Here is a 16,611-nt window from a genome sequence, read left to right as displayed (position 1 = left end):
CCGGAGGAGGAGGTCAGAGGCGCCCGAAGCACCAGACGCCGAGGGCGAGCAGGGCGGCCCCGGAGAGGCTCGTCAGCGCGACCGCGGCGCGCGGGGGGATTCCGTACGCGACGGGCTCGCGGTGCAGCGCGCGCACGGCGGTCCACAGCAACAGCGCGCCTCCGAACAGCGTGAACGCCGCTCCCGCGAAGATCGCCGGCCCGCTCTCCATGCCCGTACCCCGTTCCGTCCCCGTGCGGTGTTCGTCTCCCGCAGGGGAGGCTCGCAGCCCCGGAAGGCGGGGGCGCGAACTCCGGGTGAACGCCGTGGGCCCGTCCGGCCGGTTTCACGAAGATGGCCGGTAGTGACCCGCCTCACGCCGAGGACGTGAGGACGTACGGGAGGGCTCGTCCGGCCCGGAGCGGGGTCCTGTGCCGCCGTACGCGCAGGAGGCGGAAGCTGCGGGGGCAGCGTTTCCGGCGGGGTGGAAGCGGCCGTCGGCGACATCCGGTTACCTGCCCGGGCCGACGAGGAGGAAAACCTGGGAGAGGGGCCGGACCAGCGGCGTTCCGACGAACACCGGCGGGGTGGCCCGGTTGCGCAGTGCCCGGCGGGAGATCGCCCCGCCGACGAGCACGAGCCGGTCGGTGGCGAGGAAACGGAACACGCCTGTCCGAGATTTCGGAACGCTCGGGTCAGGGCGGGGGGCTCCTCGTGGACGTGGACCGTGCCGAAGGGGCGAGGCAGCAGGAAGTCGGAGACGTCGCGCCGCGGGCCGATCGCGATCCCGATCGCCCCGAACGAGACCTCGTCCAGCTCGGTCCGTATCACCCGCCCCCGGCCCGTATCAGATGCCCTCCCCCTCGGCCCCTTCGTCGACGGGCAGCAGGAAGCCCTCCTCGACGAGGAGCCGGATCGCCTGCGGGGTGCGGTCGCGCAGCAGGACCGGGTCCTCGCCCATCAACTGGCCGATGGCGTCGAGGATGCGGCCCGCGCTGAGGGTGCCGTCGCAGACTCCGGCGAACCCGGCGCCGACGTGGTCCACCCGGGTCGCCCGGCGCATCCCCCGGTTCTGCCGGAGGACCACGTGCTCCGGGTCCTCGGCGCCGGGCAGGCCGACCTGCTCCTGGACCACCTCGGGCGCGAGCGTGAACCGGTCGGCGAGGAGGGCCGCGTCGTCGTGGGTCCGCAGGTAGTCCTGGCGCTCGAAGTGGGCGAGGACGGTGGGGCCGAGGGGCTGCTCGACCGGGTGCGGCCACTCCTCGATCACGATCGAGGGCTCGACCGCGCCGGAGGCCACCGCCGCGTTCCGCCGGATCGTGATCCAGCCGAAGCCGACCGCGCGCGTCTTGCGGGCCTCGAACTCGTCGAGCCAGCGGGCGTACGCGGCCCGGTAGGCGGCCGGGTCGCCCCGGTGGTCGCCGCTGTCCCGCAGCCACAGCTCGGTGTACTGGGTGACGTCCTGGACCTCCCGCTGCACGATCCAGGCGTCGCAGCCGCGCGGCACCCAGGACCGCAGCCGCTCCTGCCACTCCTCGCCGTCCACGTGCTGCCAGTTGGCGAGGAACTGGGCGTACCCGCCGTCGTTGAGCCGCTCGCCCGCCTGCCGCACGAGCGTCCGGCACAGGTCGTCGCCGCCCATCCCGCCGTCCCGGTAGGTGAGTCCGGTGCCGGGGGAGATCACGAACGGCGGGTTGGAGACGATCAGGTCGTACGTGTCGTCCCCGACCGGCTCGAAGAGCGAGCCCGTGACCAGCTCGGCCTCCGGGGCTCCGGAGAGGGCGAGGGTGAGCCGGGTGAAGTCCAGGGCGCGCGGGTTGAGGTCGGTGGCGGTGACCCGGGTGGCGTGCAGGGCGGCGTGCAGCGCCTGGATGCCGGAGCCGGTGCCGAGGTCGAGCGCGGCGGGGACCGGCGTACGGACGGTGATGCCGGCGAGGGTGGTGGAGGCGCCGCCGACGCCGAGGACGACCCCTTCGTCCTTCTTCCCGATGCCGCCCGCGCCACCGACGGCACAGCCCAGGTCGGAGACGATGAACCAGTCCTCGCCGTCGGGCCCGCCGTAGGGCCGGACGTCGACGGTGGCGCGCACGGTGTCGTCCTCGCGGAGCACCCAGCCGTCGGCGACGGCCTCGTCCAGCGGGAGCGCGGCGGCGGCGCGGGCGTGCTCGACGGGCTCCTGGAGCAGGAAGAGCCGGACGAGGGTCTCCAGCGGGCCGTCGCCGCCGGTGGCGCGCAGGGCGGGCACGGTCTCGCTGCGGGCGAGCGCCGCGTAGGCGGGGGCGCCGAGCAGGTCGAGCAGTCCGTCGGCGGTGAAGGCGGCGGCGAGCAGCGCCTCGCGCAGACGGGCGGCGTGCGCGGGCGCCGGGAGGCGGGAAGTCAGGCTGGTCGTACTCACCACCCCATTGTGACGGCCGCCACCGACAACGCCCGCCACCGACATCGGGCCGCCCGGTGACGGCCCGGTCGCCTTCCGGACCGGGGGAGCCGCCGGAACTCGCCGACAGCCCGCCGAGGCTCACCGGCAGCTCGCCGATGCTCACCGACAGCCCACCGGGAACCCGCCGGGAGCCCGTCGGCAGCCCACCAGCAACCCGCCGACAGCCCACCCGGGCCCAGGTACCGGCCTACTCCTCGCTCTTGGTCGCCGTAGCCTTCCCGCTCGGCTTCGCGGACGCGCCCTCGGAGGGCTCGACGGCGCCGCCCGCGTCCGCGGTGGAGCCGGCGCCCGGGGAAGCGGAGCCCGAGGGCTTCGGCGGGGTCGACGCGGTGGGCTTCTGGCAGCCGGGCTGCTTGGCCATCGCCTGGCCGAGCTCGCCCTCCTCCAGCTTGGCGAGGGCCTGCTGGTCCATCTTCTCGATCCGGGTCAGCCCGTTGGCGACGTTCTGGAGGCCGTCCGCGAACTTCTGCTGGTTCGACGGGTCCAGCGCGTCGACCTGCTTCTTGAGCCCCTCGTAGGCCACCGCGGTCTCGTTGAGCTCCTTGATCGCGTCCTGCTTGACCTTCTCGCCGTTCTCCACGGGCGGAGCGCCGGCGCTCTCGACGGCCTTGGCGAGGGCGCGGTCGGCGTTGGCGATGTCCTGGAACGCCTTCGAGTCCGCGGCCTGGATCTCGGCGGGCTTGCTGTCGGCCGCCGTCGAGATGATGATCTGGTGGGCGTCGGCCCGCTTCTGGATCTGGGGCTTGGCCTGGTCGCAGAACGTCTTCGCCCAGTCGTCCACCTTGTTGCCCTCGTCGTCGCTGCAACCCGACAGCGCGAGCACCAGTACCGCGCCGCCGGACAGTGCGGCCGCAAGCTTCTTGTTCACCGGATCGGTCCCTTCCAAGGCTCTCGGCCCCGGAACATACACGCCGAACGGGCTACTTCCACCTTTCGTACGACTGATTCATCCCGGATTGAAGCCTTTTGAACCAAGGGAGAGACCGCTCACGTTTCCCCGGCGTCTCCCTGGACGAGACGGACGCGGCGTCAGGAGACCTCCACGGAGCGCCGCTTGGAGAGCAGCACGGCGGTGGCGACGACGAGCAGCGCGACCGCGGCGACGGCCGCCCGAGCCCAGGCGTTCGCGTCGTCCCCGTGGCCGAACCGCACGACCGCCGGGGCGATGAGGAGCGCGACCAGGTTCATCACCTTCAGGAGGGGGTTGATCGCCGGTCCCGCCGTGTCCTTGAACGGGTCGCCGACGGTGTCCCCGATGACGGTCGCCGCGTGCGCCTCGCCGCCCTTGCCGCCGTGGTTCCCGTCCTCGACCAGCTTCTTCGCGTTGTCCCAGGCGCCACCGGAGTTGGCGAGGAAGACCGCCATCAGCGCCCCCGTGCCGATCGCCCCGGCGAGGTACGCGCCGAGCGGGCCGACGCCGAGCGCGAAGCCCACCGCGATCGGGGCCGTCACGGCGAGCAGCCCGGGCGTGGCGAGTTCGCGCAGCGCGTCCTTGGTGCAGATGTCGACGACCCGCCCGTACTCCGGCTTCTCGGTGAAGTCCATGATCCCGGGGTGCTCGCGGAACTGCCGCCGCACCTCGTACACCACCGATCCCGCCGACCGGGACACGGCGTTGATGGCGAGGCCCGAGAAGAGGAAGACGACCGCGGAGCCGAGGATCAGGCCGAAGAGGTTGTTGGGCTGCGAGACGTCCATCGAGAGCGTCGGCGCGCCTACCTCCGCGCCGACGTCGGCGACCGCGGTCGCGATGGCGTCCCGGTACGAGCCGAAGAGCGCGGCGGCGGCCAGGACGGCGGTGGCGATGGCGATGCCCTTGGTGATGGCCTTGGTCGTGTTGCCGACGGCGTCCAGCTCGGTCAGGACCCGCGCGCCCGCGCCCTCGACGTCCCCGGACATCTCCGCGATGCCCTGGGCGTTGTCCGCGACCGGGCCGAAGGTGTCCATGGCGACGATCACGCCGACGGTGGTGAGCAGGCCCGTCCCGGCGAGCGCGACCGCGAAGAGCGCCAGCACGATCGAGGCCCCGCCGAGCAGGAACGCCCCGTACACGGTGAGTCCGATGAGGAGCGCCGTGTAGACGGCGGACTCCATGCCGAGGGCCACGCCCGCGAGGACGACGGTCGCGGGGCCGGTGAGCGAGGACTTCCCGATGTCCCGTACGGGCCGCCGGTTCGTCTCGGTGAAGTAGCCGGTGAGCTGCTGGATGAGCGCGGCGAGGACGATGCCGAGGGCGACGGCGACCAGGGCGAGGACGCGCGGGTCGCCCCCGTGGCCGGGGATGCCGGGCTCGGTGACGCCCTCCAGCTCGGCGTAGGAGGACGGCAGGTAGGCGAAGGCGGCGACGGCGACGAGCCCGAGCGAGATCACCGCCGAGACGAGGAAGCCGCGGTTGATCGCGCTCATCCCGCCGCGGTCGGTGCGCCGGGGCGAGACGGCGAGGATGCCGATCACGGCGGTGACCACGCCGATCGCGGGCACGATCAGGGGGAAGGCGAGGCCGTGGTCGCCGAAGGCGGCCTTGCCGAGGATGAGCGCGGCGACCAGGGTGACGGCGTACGACTCGAAGAGGTCGGCCGCCATGCCGGCGCAGTCGCCGACGTTGTCCCCCACGTTGTCGGCGATGGTGGCGGCGTTGCGCGGGTCGTCCTCCGGGATGCCCTGCTCGACCTTGCCGACCAGGTCGGCGCCGACGTCGGCGGCCTTGGTGAAGATGCCGCCGCCCACGCGCATGAACATGGCGATGAGCGCCGCGCCGAGCCCGAACCCCTCCAGGACCTTGGGCGCGTCGGCGGCGTAGACGAGGACGACGCAGGCGACGCCGAGCAGCCCGAGGCCTACGGTGCACATGCCGACGGCCCCGCCGGTGCGGAAGGCGATCCGCATGGCCCGGTGGGTGGCCCCGGCCGGGTCCTCCTCCGGTTCGCCCGGTGCCGGGGCGGCGTCCCGGGCCGCGGCGGCGACCCGGACGTTCGCCCGTACGGCGAGCCTCATGCCGAGGTAGCCGGTGGTCGCCGAGAACAACGCCCCGACCAGGAAGAACAGGGACCGTCCGGCCCGCTGCGACCAGGTGTCGGCGGGCAGCGCGAGGAGCAGGAGGAACACGGCGGCGGCGAAGACGGCGAGGGTCCGCAGCTGCCGCGCGAGATAGGCGTTGGCCCCTTCCTGCACGGCGGCGGCGATCTCCCGCATCCGCTCGGTGCCCTCGCCGGCCGCGAGCACCCGGCGGGCGAAGATCCACGCGACGACCAGCGCGGCGAGGGCGACGGCCGCGACGACGACCACGATCGTCCGGTTCCCGCTCGTGAGCACCGCCGCGGCGAGGGAGGCGAGGGGAGGAGGGTCCAGGGGCAGAGAAGCGGGGTCCGTGGGGACGGATCGGTCCATGGGGACGGATCATAGGGAGACGAACCGGCACATACGGGGACCCGGAAGCCGCCCGCGCGGATGCATCAATCCACGGCCTCGATGCCCTGGGGTACGGCCCCCGGACGCCCTGGACACGGATCCCGGCGCCCCGGGACACGAGGGGCAAGACGCCTCGGAGTACGGTCCCGGACGCCCCGGGACGCGAGAAGAGGCCCTGCGGGGCAGGGCCTCTTCTCGTACCGCCGCTCTCGTGCCGGGCGGGTCCGGGGGCGTCTCAGGACAGGACGTCCGCCGAACTCACCGGCCAGGTCATGCGGAGGGTGCCGCCGTCCGCGCCGGCGCTCACCTCGACGTCGTCGACGAGTCCGCGGATCACCGCGAGACCCATCTCGTCCTCGCCGTCGGCGTCGTCGAAGTCCTCGGCCGGGGCCTCGGCGCGCGCGCCGGGCACCCCGACGGCATCGGCCGCCGCCACCCCCGCACCCGGCACCTCGTCGCCGACCTCGATGGAGAAGGACTTCTCCTCCTCGGTCAGGACGACCCGGATGGGGGTCGTGACGTCGTTGCTGCGGTGCAGCCCGACGGCACGGGAACACGCCTCGCCGACGGCGAGCCGCACCTCGTCGAGGACCGCCTCGTCCACCCCCGCCCGGCGCGCCACCGCGGCCGCCACCAGGCGGGCCGTCCGGACGTGCTCGGGCTGGGCACTGAAGCGGAGTTCAACGGTGGCCATGCGAACCCCCCGGGCTCAGTCGACGGCGTTGACGGCCTCGTCGACCGAGGTGTGGATCGGGAACACCTTGGTGAGACCCGTGATCCGGAAAATCTTGAGAATGCGCTCCTGGTTGCAGACGAGGCGCAGCGAGCCCTCGTGGGCACGGACGCGCTTCAGGCCGCCGACGAGCACACCGAGGCCGGTGGAGTCGAGGAAGTCCACGCTCTCCATATCGACGACCAGGTGGTAGCTGCCGTCGTTCACCAACTCGACCAACTGCTCGCGCAGCTTGGGCGCGGTATACACATCAATCTCGCCACCGACCTCGACGACCGTACGGTCACCACCAGCACCGGTCACGTTGCGAGTCGACAGGGACAGGTCCACGGATCCTCCAGCACCTTGCTATCGGGCGATCGTTCTCTCGGGGCTCCCGGACGGGGCCGAGGAACGGATCGCCAGCCGCGATGGCATTCAATCACTTACCAACAGCCATGCACGACGCCTTGGAAGCATTGTCCGTCATGGCAGTGACACACTCGATGCCGATGGCCAAGAATCACCGCCCCAGTCGTCCCGCCGGGGACAAGGGCAGCCGCCCCTCTCCCGACATGCTCCTCGACCGGCTCTCCTCGGGAGAGAGCCGAGCCGCGCGCATCACTCATACGGAGCACATGCCCGCCCGGGCGGGTCGTCATGCGGTCTGGCCGCACCGCATCCGTCCGGAGGTGATCGCGGCGGTCCGGGAGGCCGGGATCGAGCATCCCTGGGCCCATCAGGCACAGGCCGCCGAGCACGCCCTCGACGGCGAGTCCGTGGTGATCGCCACCGGCACCGCCTCGGGCAAGTCGCTCGCCTACCTCGCCCCGGTCCTCAGCACCCTCCTGGACGGCTCCGAGGCCCCGAACGGGCGCGGGGCCACCGCCCTCTACCTCTCCCCCACCAAGGCCCTCGCCGCCGACCAGCGGCGCGCCGTGCGGGAACTGGCCGCCCCGCTCGGCAACCGGATCCGCCCCGCCCTCTACGACGGCGACACGCCGGTCGAGGAGCGCGAGTGGGTCCGCCAGTACGCGAACTACGTGCTCACCAACCCCGACATGCTGCACCGGGGCCTGCTCCCCTCCCACCCCCGGTGGTCCTCCTTCCTGCGCGCCCTGCGCTACGTCGTGATCGACGAGTGCCACACCTACCGGGGCGTCTTCGGCTCCCACGTCGCCCAGGTGCTGCGGCGCCTGCGCAGGATCTGCGCCCGGTACGGCTCCGAGCCGGTCTTCCTCCTCGCCTCGGCGACCTCCGCCGACCCCGCCCGGGCCGCTGGCCGTCTCACCGGCCTGCCGGTCACCGAGGTCTCCGACGACGCCTCCCCGCGCGGCGAGCTGGTCTTCGCCCTGTGGGAGCCGCCGCTGACCGAGCTGAGCGGCGAGCGCGGCGCGCCCGTGCGCCGCACGGCCACCGCCGAGACCGCCGACCTGCTGACCGACCTGACCCGGCAGGGCGCCCGCTCGGTCGCCTTCGTACGGTCCCGGCGCGGCGCCGAGCTGATCTCGGTGATCGCCCAGGAGCGGCTCGCCGAGACCGACCGCGCGCTGGCCCGCCGCGTCGCCGCCTACCGGGGCGGCTACCTGCCCGAGGAGCGCCGCGCCCTGGAGCGGTCCCTGCACTCCGGGGAGCTCCTGGGCCTGGCCGCCACGACCGCCCTGGAGCTGGGCGTGGACGTCTCGGGCCTGGACGCCGTCCTGATCGCCGGTTACCCGGGGACCAGGGCCTCCCTGTGGCAGCAGGCGGGCCGCGCCGGCCGCTCGGGCGAGGGCGCCCTCGCGATCATGGTCGCCCGGGACGACCCGCTGGACACCTTCCTGGTCCACCACCCGGAGGCGATCTTCGAACAGCCGGTCGAGTCGACCGTCCTGGACCCCGACAACCCCTACGTCCTCGCCCCCCATCTGTGCGCGGCGGCGGCGGAGCTGCCGCTGACCGAACCCGACCTGGCCCTCTTCGGCCCGGCCGTCCCCGACCTGCTCCCCCAGCTGGAGACGGCCGGCCTGCTGCGCCGCCGTTCCACCGGCTGGTACTGGACCCGCCGCGAGCGGGCCGCCGACCTCACCGACATCCGGGGCGGCGGCGGGAGCCCCGTGCGGATCGTGGAGGCCGGCACCGGCCGCCTCCTCGGCACGGTCGACGAGGCGGCCTCCCACGCCTCCGTCCACGAGGGCGCCGTCCACCTCCACCAGGGTCGCACCTACCTGGTGCGGGAGCTGGACCTCAAGGACTCCGTGGCCCTCGTGGAGGAGGCCGTCCCGCCGTACTCCACCACCGCCCGCGACACCACCTCCATCGCCGTCCTCGACACCGACACCGAGATCCCCTGGGGAGCCGGCCGCCTCTGCTACGGCTCCGTCGAGGTCACCAACCAGGTCGTCTCCTTCCTCCGCCGCCGCCTCATCACGGGCGAGGTCCTGGGCGAGACCAAGCTCGACCTGCCGCCCCGCACCCTGCGCACCCGCGCCGTGTGGTGGACGGTCACCGAGGACCAGCTCGACGCGGCCCGGGTCAACCCGGAGATCCTCGGCGGCGCCCTGCACGCCGCCGAGCACGCCTCCATCGGGATGCTGCCGCTCTTCGCCACCTGCGACCGCTGGGACATCGGCGGCGTCTCCGTCCCGCTGCACCCCGACACCCTGCTGCCCACCGTCTTCGTGTACGACGGGCACCCGGGCGGCGCGGGCTTCGCCGAGCGGGCCTTCCACACGGCCCGCGCCTGGCTGACGGCCACCCGGGAGGCCATCGCCTCCTGCGAGTGCGAGGCGGGCTGCCCCTCCTGCATCCAGTCCCCGAAGTGCGGCAACGGCAACGACCCCCTCCACAAGCGCGGCGCGGTCCGCCTCCTCACGGAACTCCTCCGCGAGGCCCCGGAGGACCGGGAGACGGCCCCGCAGGCGGGCCCGGCGGGCCCGGCAGAGGTCCCGGAGGCCCCGCGCGCGACCTGACCTCCGGCCGGTACGGGCCGCGCGCCACCCGCGCGGTCACCTCGGCCACCTCACCCCGCACCGCGCACCGCACCAGCTCGGCGCCCTGCGCGCCGGCCACCCGGGAGGCCGCCGCGCACGCCTCGGCCTCGCCCCACAGGGCCCGGTCGGCGGCGGCGAGGACGGCCAGGTCGGCGGCCCCGCCGGCCCGGTGCCGGGCCGCCACCGCCTGCCCCAGCGCGAGCACCGCCCCGAACACCACGCACAGCGCACAGGCCGCGAACGCCGTCCACACGGTCGCCGCACCCCGATCCCCCCACCGCCCGGACCACCGAAGAACGGACCCCCACCGCCCAGATCCCCACTTCCCGAATCCCCACTGCCCGGACCACCGCCGACCGGACCGCCGCCGACCGGCCCTCACGGCGGACTCCCGAGGCCTGAGGGCCCGGAATCCCCGACCCCGGATCCCGAGGATCCGGAATCCCCGACCTCGAGTCCTGAAGGTCCGGAATCCGCGACCCCGAGTCCCGAAGGTTCGGAATCCACGCCCCCGAGACCCCCGGCCCCAGGTTCCGAAGGCCCGAGATCCCCGGCCCCGGGTTCCGAAGGCCCGGAACCCGCGCCCCCGAGACCCCCGACCCCGGCATCCCCGATGCCCAAGGCCCCGGTCGCCGCGCCGCCCTCCGTGAGGAATCCGGTGTCCTCCGCGAGGGCCGCCGCGTCCGCCCGCAGGGTGAGGCCCAGGCCCCGGGGGCCTGGGGCCGCCGCCTCCACCGTCACCCGCCACAGCTCGCCCGAGCGCGTCACCGACACCCGGGCGCCCTCGGGAGCCGTGGTCCGCGCGGCCGCCTCCGCGGCGGCCACCGGCTCCGAACGGGCGGCCGCCCGCGCCCCCGCCCGGGCCGCGTCCACGCACCGGATCTGCGCGGCGGACGCCGCCAGCGCCCAGAGCAGGGTCACCGTGAACAGCGCCAGGACGGGAAGGACCATCGCCGCCTCCACGGTCACGAAGCCCCGGTCAGAACGACGCATCGAGCGCCTTCCCGATCATCGACTCCAGCGCTCCCGAGACCGTCCCGCTGGTCACGACCTTGTAGAGCACCGCGGCGAACGCCGCCGCCGCGATCGTCCCCACCGCGTACTCGGCCGTGCTCATGCCCGCGTCGCGGCGCGCGGCCTCCCGTCGTGCCCGCCACCATCCGCCGACCCGGTCCCTGACCGCCGTCGCCATCCCTGCCGCCGTAACCGCCATGTCGTTCTCCTCGTCATCTTCGGTGCTGTGTCGTCATGTCGTGTCTTCCGGGCGTCGTCACCCGTTCAGCAGGCCCGTCGCGAGGCCGATCACCACCGGGGCCACCCCCACCGCCAGGAAGGCCGGCAGGAAGCAGAGCCCCACGGGCGCGCTGATCAGGACCTGGGCCCGGCGCGCCCCGGCCGCCGCCGTACGGGCGCGGGCCGCTCTCAGGGCCGTCGCGTGCCGGGCCACGGCCTCCGCCGAGGGCGCCCCCGAGGAACCGGCCCGCTCCAGGCAGCGGGCGAGCCCCATGGCTCCCGGTATCGCGCCGAACCTCCGCCACACCTCGGCCGGTTCGCCACCGAGGCGCAGTTCAGCCGCCGTACGGGCCAGGCGCTCCCCGAGCGGACCGCCCAACGACCGGCCCACCGCCTCCACCGCCTCCCCCGGTGAGGCCCCCGAGGCGACGCAGGCCGCCAACAGGTCCGCCGCGAGCGGCAGATGCCGTACCGCCTCCTCCTCGTCACCGTCCGGACCGGGCGGCTTCCGGCGCCCGGGAATCCGTCCTCGGACCCCGCAGGCCGCGAGCACGCCCGCACCCAGGCCGGCGATCCCGCCGAAGAACGCCCAGCCGAGGCCGGCCGCCACGACCGGCACCGCCCAGAGCACCACCCACGGCGGCAGCTCCGCCCGAACCTTCCGGGGCGGTGGGGCCGGTGTTCCGAGGAGGTTCCGCGCCCGCCTCCGCGACCGGCGCGCCGCCGACTCGCGCAGCACCTCGCGGACGCCTTGCGCGGCCAGGCACACCGCCGCCGTCAGGAGCGCCCCCGCCTGGAGGACGTCCAGTGGCATCACGCCCGTTCACCTCCCCGTACGATCCGCGCGGCCCACCACAGCCCGGCCGCCTCCAGGGCCCCGCCCACGGCCAGGCAGCCCAGACCGGCCGGGGTATGGAGCAGCACCCGCAGCGGGTCGGCTCCGAGCGCCGCGCCGAGGGCGAGCCCCGCCGCCGGGAGCAGCGCGAGGACGGTCACCGTGGCCCAGGCACCGGCCAGTTCGGCCCGCAACCGCTCCCGCTGCTCGTGGTGGCCCCGCAGGGAGGCCTCCAGCCGGTCGAGCCCGGCGGCCAGGCCCGCGCCCCCGTCGACGGCCACCTGCCAGCAGGCCGCCATGCCCGCGAGGCCGTCGGCGCCGTCCTGCCGGGACGCCCTCCGCAGGGCCTCCGGCACGTCCCCGCCGAACCGGGCCGCCGCGAGCACCCGCGCCTCCTCGTCGCCCAGGGCCCCGGTCTCCCGGGCCGCGAAGGACAGCGCCTGCGCGGGCTGCCGGCCGGACCGCAACTCCCCGACGGCCGCCCCGCACAGGGCCACGACCTGCTCGGCCCGCGCCTCCCGCTCCCTCCGCCGTCCGGCGGCCCGCAGCCGCCGCCCGACCAGCGGCACCGCGAGCGCTCCCGCCACCAGCGGCAGCGGCGACTCCCCGAGCAGCGCGATCGCCCCCGCCACCGGCAGGCACAGCCACGCGCGCCGCCCCCGCAGCAGGGCCCACCAGCGCGCGACCGCCACCGTCCGCGCCCCGCCGGGCCCTTCGGGCACACCGCCCACGAGGACCGCCCGCGCCCGGCCGGTCCCGCGCCGCCGCTCGACCGCCCACCACAGGGCGAGCCCCGCGCAGAGCACCGCGGCACCCTGCGCCGCGCCCTGTACCGCCTCCGCCGTCACCACGCTCCCCCTCCGATCAGCGTCCTCAACCGCTCCCAGCCCCGCTCCCGTACGAACCCGGACGCGCCCCACCGCAGCGCGGGAACCGTCCGGACCAGCCCCTCCCGGTCGCGCTCCAGGACGTGGATCTCGGCGATCCGCCGCCGCCCGTCCCGGTCCCGCACCACGTGGAGCACGGCCGAGAGCCCCGCGCCCAACTGGCTGTGCAGGGCGGCCCGGTCGAGCCCGGCCGCCGTCCCCAGGGCTTCGAGCCGCGCCGGCACGTCCGCCGCCGTGTTGGCATGGACCGTTCCGCAGCCCCCTTCGTGGCCCGTGTTCAGGGCCGCGAGGAGATCCACGGCCTCCCCTCCGCGCACCTCCCCGACCACCAGCCGGTCGGGCCGCATCCGCAGCGCCTGCCGGACCAGGTCCCGCAGGGTGACGAGCCCGGCGCCCTCCTGGTTGGCGGGCCGCGCCTCCAAGCGCACCACGTGCGGGTGGTCGGGCCGCAGCTCCGCCGAGTCCTCGGCGAGCACGATCCGCTCCCGCTCCCCCACCAGGCCGAGCAGGGAGGCGAGGAGCGTGGTCTTCCCCGTGCCCGTGCCACCGCTGACCAGGTACGAGACCCGGGCGTCGATCAGGGCCCGCAGGACGGGGGCGCCGCCGGGCGGCACCGTGCCCGCCGCGGCCAGCTCCTCCAGGGAGAAGGCCCGCGGGCGCACCACCCGCAGCGAGAGGCAGGTCGAGCCGACCGCCACCGGCGGCAGCACCGCGTGCATCCGGGTGCCGTCGGGGAGCCGGGCGTCCACCCAGGGGCGGGCGTCGTCGAGCCTGCGCCCGGCGACGGCCGCGAGCCGCTGCGCGAGCCTGCGGACGGCGGCGACGTCGGGGAAGGCCACCGGGACCCGTTCGAGCCCGGTGCCCCGGTCCACCCACACCCGGTCGGGGGCGGAGACCAGGACGTCGGTGACCGCCGGATCGGCGAGCAGCGGTTCGAGGGGGCCGGTTCCGATGAGTTCGCACCGCAACTCCTCGGCCGCTCCGAGCACTTCCGCGTCGCCGAGCAGCCGCCCCTGGGCCCGCAGCGCGGCCGCGACCCGGGCCGGGGTGGGCTCGGCCCCGCTCGCCGCGAGCCGCTGTCGCACGGCGTCGAGCAGGCCCGTGCCGCCGCCTTCGCCCCAGGCCCCGGTCATGCCGCACCGCCGGGCGTGAACACGCGCTCCCAGAAGGCGGCGCAGAACCGGCCGAGCGGCCCCCGGGGCTCGGCGCCCGGCGGAAGCCCCGCGTCCTGGTCGGCCACGATCCCCGGGTCGTAGGGGAGTTCGCCGACGAGCGGCAGCCTCAGCGCGTCGGCGACCCACCGCTCGTCGAGCCCCGTCGCGTACGGCCCGCGCACCACGGCCCGCAGGTCGCGCACGGCCGTCCCGAGGGCCGCGGCCACCCGGTGGGCCGCCGCGACGGCCCGCAGCTCGCCGGGCACGACAAGCAGTCCGAGGTCGAGCTGGGCCAGGGCCTCGGCGGTCGGCAGGTCTCCACTGCGCGGCAGGTCGACCACGACAACCCCGCCCCGGCGGCGCGCGGCGGCGAGCACGGACCGCACGGCCTCGGGCGGCACCGGCGGCGCGGGCTCCCTGCCCCAGCTGAGCACCCGGACCCCCCGCACGGACGGCAGGGACTCCTCCAGGGCGCCACTCGCGAGCCGGCCCTTGGAGGCGGCGAAGTCGGGCCACCTCCTGCCCTCCTCGCGCTCACCGCCGAGCAGCACGTCGAGGCCGCCGCCCAGCGGGTCCCCGTCGACGAGGAGGGTGCGCCGCCCGCTTCCGGCGGCGGCGAGGGCGAGACCGCAGGCCAGGGTGGAGGCGCCCGCGCCCCCGCGGCCGCCGACGACACCGACGGTCAGCGCCTGCCGGCCCACCCCTTCGGCCGCGTCGGCGATGCGGTCCACGAGCAGGCCCTCGGCGTCCGGGAGCCGCAGCACGCTCTCCGCGCCGATCTCCACGGCGAGGCGCCACACCCCCGGATCGTCCCGGTCGCGCCCGACCAGGAGGGTCCCCGGCCGGCGCACCGCTCCCCGGCAGCGGGCGGCGGCGTCGTCACCGACCAGGACGAGCGGCGGGTCCGTCCAACCCGACCGCCGCTCGGGCACCCGGTGGTGCACCTCGGGCTCGACCCCGGCCGCCGCGCACAGCCGGAGGAGGTCGTCGAGCAGCCCGAGGTCCTCGGTGACGATCAGCGGTCCGGCCCGCCGCACCTCCCCCACGCCCCGATCCTCCGGACCCGGCTCCCCCGGGCTCGACCCCCTTGAGCCCGACTCCCCCGGGCTGAATCCCCCCGGGCTGGATCCCCTCGGACCCGGCTGCCCAGGACCCAGCCCCTCCGACCCCCACGCCCCGGGCCGCCTCGCTCCGGCTCCGGCCGACCCCACGCCCCGGCCCGTGCTCCCCGTCCCGCTCCCGGTCCCGGTCCCGCTCCCGGAACTCCTGGATGCCTCCACGGCACACACCCCTCTCGTGATTCCCGCCGTCCGCGAACTTCGCGACAGGAATCACCGTGGGGCCGTCCGGGAAATCGTGGGGATCTCACCGAAAAACTGTGGATAAGGGAGGCCCTGTGAATAACCCCGCCACCCCTCCGGAGGCTCCCCGGAACGCATCCCGCCGGTTACTCTGAGTGAGCAATCAAGGGTGCGACAGCCCGATGGCCGACTCGCGGCCGCGAGGTGAAGAGAAGGGAGCGGGCGATGTCACGCAGGCCCAAAACGGCTCCGGACATGCGACGACCCCCGCCGGGGGGGAGAGCGGGGGTCGTCTCTCCGGCCGACTCGGGGGGGGAGGAGCCGGACCGGGGTAGCACGGTCGCGAACGATCCGTGACTTCCATGGTGTACCCGAGAGGCTTCTCAGGCAAACCCACGCGCCCCAGCGTACGCCGAATGGCGGGCACCTATGCTCGGGCTCGTGGAAAACCACTCCTTGCCGCGCGCAGCCGCCTTCTTCGACCTGGACAAGACGGTCATTGCGAAGTCCTCGACGCTGACCTTCAGCAAGTCCTTCTACCGGGGCGGGCTGATCAGCCGCCGTGCCGCCCTGCGGACGGCCTACATCCAGTTCGTCTTCCTGGCGGGCGGTGCCGATCACGACCAGATGGAGCGGATGCGCGAATATCTTTCCGCGCTCTGCAAAGGCTGGAACGTCGCCCAGGTGAAGGAGCTCGTCGCCGAGACCCTTCACGATCTGATCGACCCGATCATCTACGACGAGGCGGCCTCCCTCATCGAGGCCCATCACGCCGCCGGCCGGGACGTCGTCATCGTCTCGACCTCGGGCGCCGAGGTGGTCGAGCCGATCGGCGAGATGCTCGGGGCCGACCGGGTCGTCGCCACCCGGATGGTGGTCGGCGAGGACGGCTGCTTCACCGGGGAGGTGGAGTACTACGCCTACGGCCCCACGAAGGCCGAGGCCGTCCGGGAGCTCGCGAAGTCGGAGGGCTACGACCTCTCGCGCTGCTACGCGTACAGCGACTCGGCGACCGACATCCCCATGCTGGAGGCCGTCGGCCACCCGCACGCCGTCAATCCCGACCGGGCGCTGCGCCGCGAGGCCGTCGCCCGGGAGTGGCCGGTCCTCTCCTTCGACAAGCCGGTCCGCCTCAAGCAGCGGCTGCCGGAGTTCCGGATGCCGCCCCGGCCGGCGCTCGTCGCCGCGGCGGCCGTGGGAGCGGCCGCCGTCGGAGCCGGGCTCGTCTGGTACGCCGCCCGGCGCCGTCAGGCCGCTCTCGCCGCCCCTCGGACCGTCGGCGGCTTTGCCCGAATTTGAGCAAATCCCGAAGAAGTGGAACCAGCACTTTCGCTTCCACCCCAAGAGGAGTAAAAAGGAATCAGGCCCGCGAGACCTGGGACATCCGAGAGGATCACCTGTTGAGCATGAAGGCCCCACGGACCTAGCACGAAAGCCAGGTACCCACGCGACGTCGACCCGTCGATTACGGGCCAGCCGCACCAGGCCACGGGCAAAGTTCCCGGCCTGATGGGCACATATCGAGGACGCTTGGTAACTGGGTGGACGTGCCAGCGGCGGTACCCGAAAAGGTACCGCCGCAACCCTTTTCGGGCCCCGGAGCCTGACCGCTCCCCCGACCCTTGAGCCGCACCGGACTCCCGGCCCTTGGTCCGTGCCGGGCCCCCGGCCCTCGGGTCACGCCGCGCCCGCG

At 74.7% G+C, this 16,611-nt stretch carries 16 protein-coding genes; 2 read left to right on the top strand and 14 right to left on the bottom strand.

The annotated features are described in order from the left end of the window. Positions 1 to 13: 13 nt before the first annotated feature. The 7 genes from ACIQVI_RS24890 to ACIQVI_RS24860 all read right to left on the bottom strand — a co-directional run bounded on the left by ACIQVI_RS24890 (position 14) and on the right by ACIQVI_RS24860 (position 6,887). Entirely contained in the window at positions 14 to 211 is a 198-nt protein-coding gene (locus ACIQVI_RS24890) for a hypothetical protein (RefSeq protein WP_351972863.1), read from the bottom strand. Positions 212 to 490: 279 nt separating this feature from the next. After that, positions 491 to 646: a hypothetical protein gene (locus tag ACIQVI_RS24885; protein ID WP_403599556.1), complete on the bottom strand. Its 156-nt coding sequence runs from the start codon at positions 644 to 646 to the stop codon at positions 491 to 493. Between the two features lie 180 nt (positions 647 to 826). Then, complete coding sequence (locus ACIQVI_RS24880; protein WP_403599553.1) at positions 827 to 2,374, bottom strand: methyltransferase; 1,548 nt, start codon at positions 2,372 to 2,374, stop codon at positions 827 to 829. Between the two features lie 229 nt (positions 2,375 to 2,603). Beyond that, positions 2,604 to 3,284, bottom strand: a complete 681-nt coding sequence (locus ACIQVI_RS24875) for a small secreted protein (protein ID WP_351972860.1) — start codon at positions 3,282 to 3,284, stop codon at positions 2,604 to 2,606. 161 nt (positions 3,285 to 3,445) lie between these two features. Beyond that, positions 3,446 to 5,803: a sodium-translocating pyrophosphatase gene (locus ACIQVI_RS24870; RefSeq protein WP_403599550.1), complete on the bottom strand. Its 2,358-nt coding sequence runs from the start codon at positions 5,801 to 5,803 to the stop codon at positions 3,446 to 3,448. A gap of 256 nt (positions 5,804 to 6,059) precedes the next feature. Next, positions 6,060 to 6,518 (bottom strand): ATP-binding protein, encoded by a 459-nt coding sequence (locus tag ACIQVI_RS24865; protein WP_121830223.1) that lies wholly within the window; start codon positions 6,516 to 6,518, stop codon positions 6,060 to 6,062. 15 nt (positions 6,519 to 6,533) lie between these two features. Beyond that, entirely contained in the window at positions 6,534 to 6,887 is a 354-nt protein-coding gene (locus ACIQVI_RS24860) for an STAS domain-containing protein (RefSeq protein WP_030205962.1), read from the bottom strand. 80 nt (positions 6,888 to 6,967) lie between these two features. Between ACIQVI_RS24860 and ACIQVI_RS24855 the strand changes: the two genes are divergently transcribed. Next, the gene (locus tag ACIQVI_RS24855; protein WP_403599546.1) at positions 6,968 to 9,487 is read left to right on the top strand and encodes a DEAD/DEAH box helicase; all 2,520 of its coding nucleotides are present in this window, start codon (positions 6,968 to 6,970) and stop codon (positions 9,485 to 9,487) included. On the opposite strand, the gene ACIQVI_RS24850 is transcribed toward ACIQVI_RS24855, so the two are convergent. The 7 genes from ACIQVI_RS24850 to ssd all read right to left on the bottom strand — a co-directional run bounded on the left by ACIQVI_RS24850 (position 9,387) and on the right by ssd (position 14,663). Next, on the bottom strand, positions 9,387 to 9,761 hold the full coding sequence (locus ACIQVI_RS24850; protein ID WP_403599543.1) for an Rv3654c family TadE-like protein: 375 nt from the start codon (positions 9,759 to 9,761) through the stop codon (positions 9,387 to 9,389). The genes ACIQVI_RS24855 and ACIQVI_RS24850 overlap by 101 nt on opposite strands. 125 nt (positions 9,762 to 9,886) lie before the next feature. Beyond that, a complete protein-coding gene (locus tag ACIQVI_RS24845) occupies positions 9,887 to 10,501 on the bottom strand; it encodes a TadE family type IV pilus minor pilin (protein WP_403599540.1) in 615 nt (204 codons plus the stop codon). Continuing rightward, a complete protein-coding gene (locus tag ACIQVI_RS24840; RefSeq protein ID WP_121830235.1) occupies positions 10,488 to 10,700 on the bottom strand; it encodes a DUF4244 domain-containing protein in 213 nt (70 codons plus the stop codon). The genes ACIQVI_RS24845 and ACIQVI_RS24840 overlap by 14 nt, the downstream gene beginning before the upstream one ends. A gap of 78 nt (positions 10,701 to 10,778) precedes the next feature. After that, positions 10,779 to 11,555: a type II secretion system F family protein gene (locus ACIQVI_RS24835; RefSeq protein ID WP_403599817.1), complete on the bottom strand. Its 777-nt coding sequence runs from the start codon at positions 11,553 to 11,555 to the stop codon at positions 10,779 to 10,781. Then, positions 11,555 to 12,427 carry a type II secretion system F family protein gene (locus ACIQVI_RS24830; protein WP_403599537.1) on the bottom strand — a complete coding sequence of 291 codons (873 nt, stop codon included), beginning with the start codon at positions 12,425 to 12,427 and terminating at the stop codon, positions 11,555 to 11,557. The genes ACIQVI_RS24835 and ACIQVI_RS24830 overlap by 1 nt, the downstream gene beginning before the upstream one ends. After that, positions 12,421 to 13,596 (bottom strand): TadA family conjugal transfer-associated ATPase, encoded by a 1,176-nt coding sequence (locus ACIQVI_RS24825; protein WP_403599535.1) that lies wholly within the window; start codon positions 13,594 to 13,596, stop codon positions 12,421 to 12,423. Before ACIQVI_RS24825 ends, ACIQVI_RS24830 begins: the two co-directional genes overlap by 7 nt. Beyond that, positions 13,593 to 14,663 (bottom strand): septum site-determining protein Ssd, encoded by a 1,071-nt coding sequence (gene ssd / locus ACIQVI_RS24820; RefSeq protein WP_403599532.1) that lies wholly within the window; start codon positions 14,661 to 14,663, stop codon positions 13,593 to 13,595. Before ssd ends, ACIQVI_RS24825 begins: the two co-directional genes overlap by 4 nt. Before the next feature lie 684 nt (positions 14,664 to 15,347). On the opposite strand from ssd, the gene ACIQVI_RS24815 reads away from it, so the two are divergent. Then, a complete protein-coding gene (locus ACIQVI_RS24815; RefSeq protein WP_351970811.1) occupies positions 15,348 to 16,217 on the top strand; it encodes an HAD-IB family hydrolase in 870 nt (289 codons plus the stop codon). The last annotated feature ends 394 nt before the right edge of the window (positions 16,218 to 16,611 follow it).

Source organism: Streptomyces sp. NPDC098101, from assembly GCF_044760185.1.
Taxonomy (GTDB): domain Bacteria; phylum Actinomycetota; class Actinomycetes; order Streptomycetales; family Streptomycetaceae; genus Streptomyces.
The sequence above is the reverse complement of the archived record's forward strand: the minus strand, read 5'-3'. Positions and strand labels throughout refer to the sequence as shown.

Bases quoted from the DNA above. Each gene is read 5' to 3' on its own strand.
- ACIQVI_RS24825 (WP_403599535.1), bottom strand. From the start codon at position 13,596: ATGACCGGGGCCTGGGGCGAAGGCGGCGGCACGGGCCTGCTCGACGCC.
- ACIQVI_RS24870 (WP_403599550.1), bottom strand. From the start codon at position 5,803: ATGGACCGATCCGTCCCCACGGACCCCGCTTCTCTGCCCCTGGACCCT.
- ACIQVI_RS24815 (WP_351970811.1), top strand. From the start codon at position 15,348: ATGCTCGGGCTCGTGGAAAACCACTCCTTGCCGCGCGCAGCCGCCTTC.
- ACIQVI_RS24840 (WP_121830235.1), bottom strand. From the start codon at position 10,700: ATGGCGACGGCGGTCAGGGACCGGGTCGGCGGATGGTGGCGGGCACGA.
- ACIQVI_RS24855 (WP_403599546.1), top strand. From the start codon at position 6,968: ATGGCATTCAATCACTTACCAACAGCCATGCACGACGCCTTGGAAGCA.
- ACIQVI_RS24835 (WP_403599817.1), bottom strand. From the start codon at position 11,555: ATGCCACTGGACGTCCTCCAGGCGGGGGCGCTCCTGACGGCGGCGGTG.
- ACIQVI_RS24845 (WP_403599540.1), bottom strand. From the start codon at position 10,501: ATGCGTCGTTCTGACCGGGGCTTCGTGACCGTGGAGGCGGCGATGGTC.
- ACIQVI_RS24890 (WP_351972863.1), bottom strand. From the start codon at position 211: ATGGAGAGCGGGCCGGCGATCTTCGCGGGAGCGGCGTTCACGCTGTTC.
- ACIQVI_RS24865 (WP_121830223.1), bottom strand. From the start codon at position 6,518: ATGGCCACCGTTGAACTCCGCTTCAGTGCCCAGCCCGAGCACGTCCGG.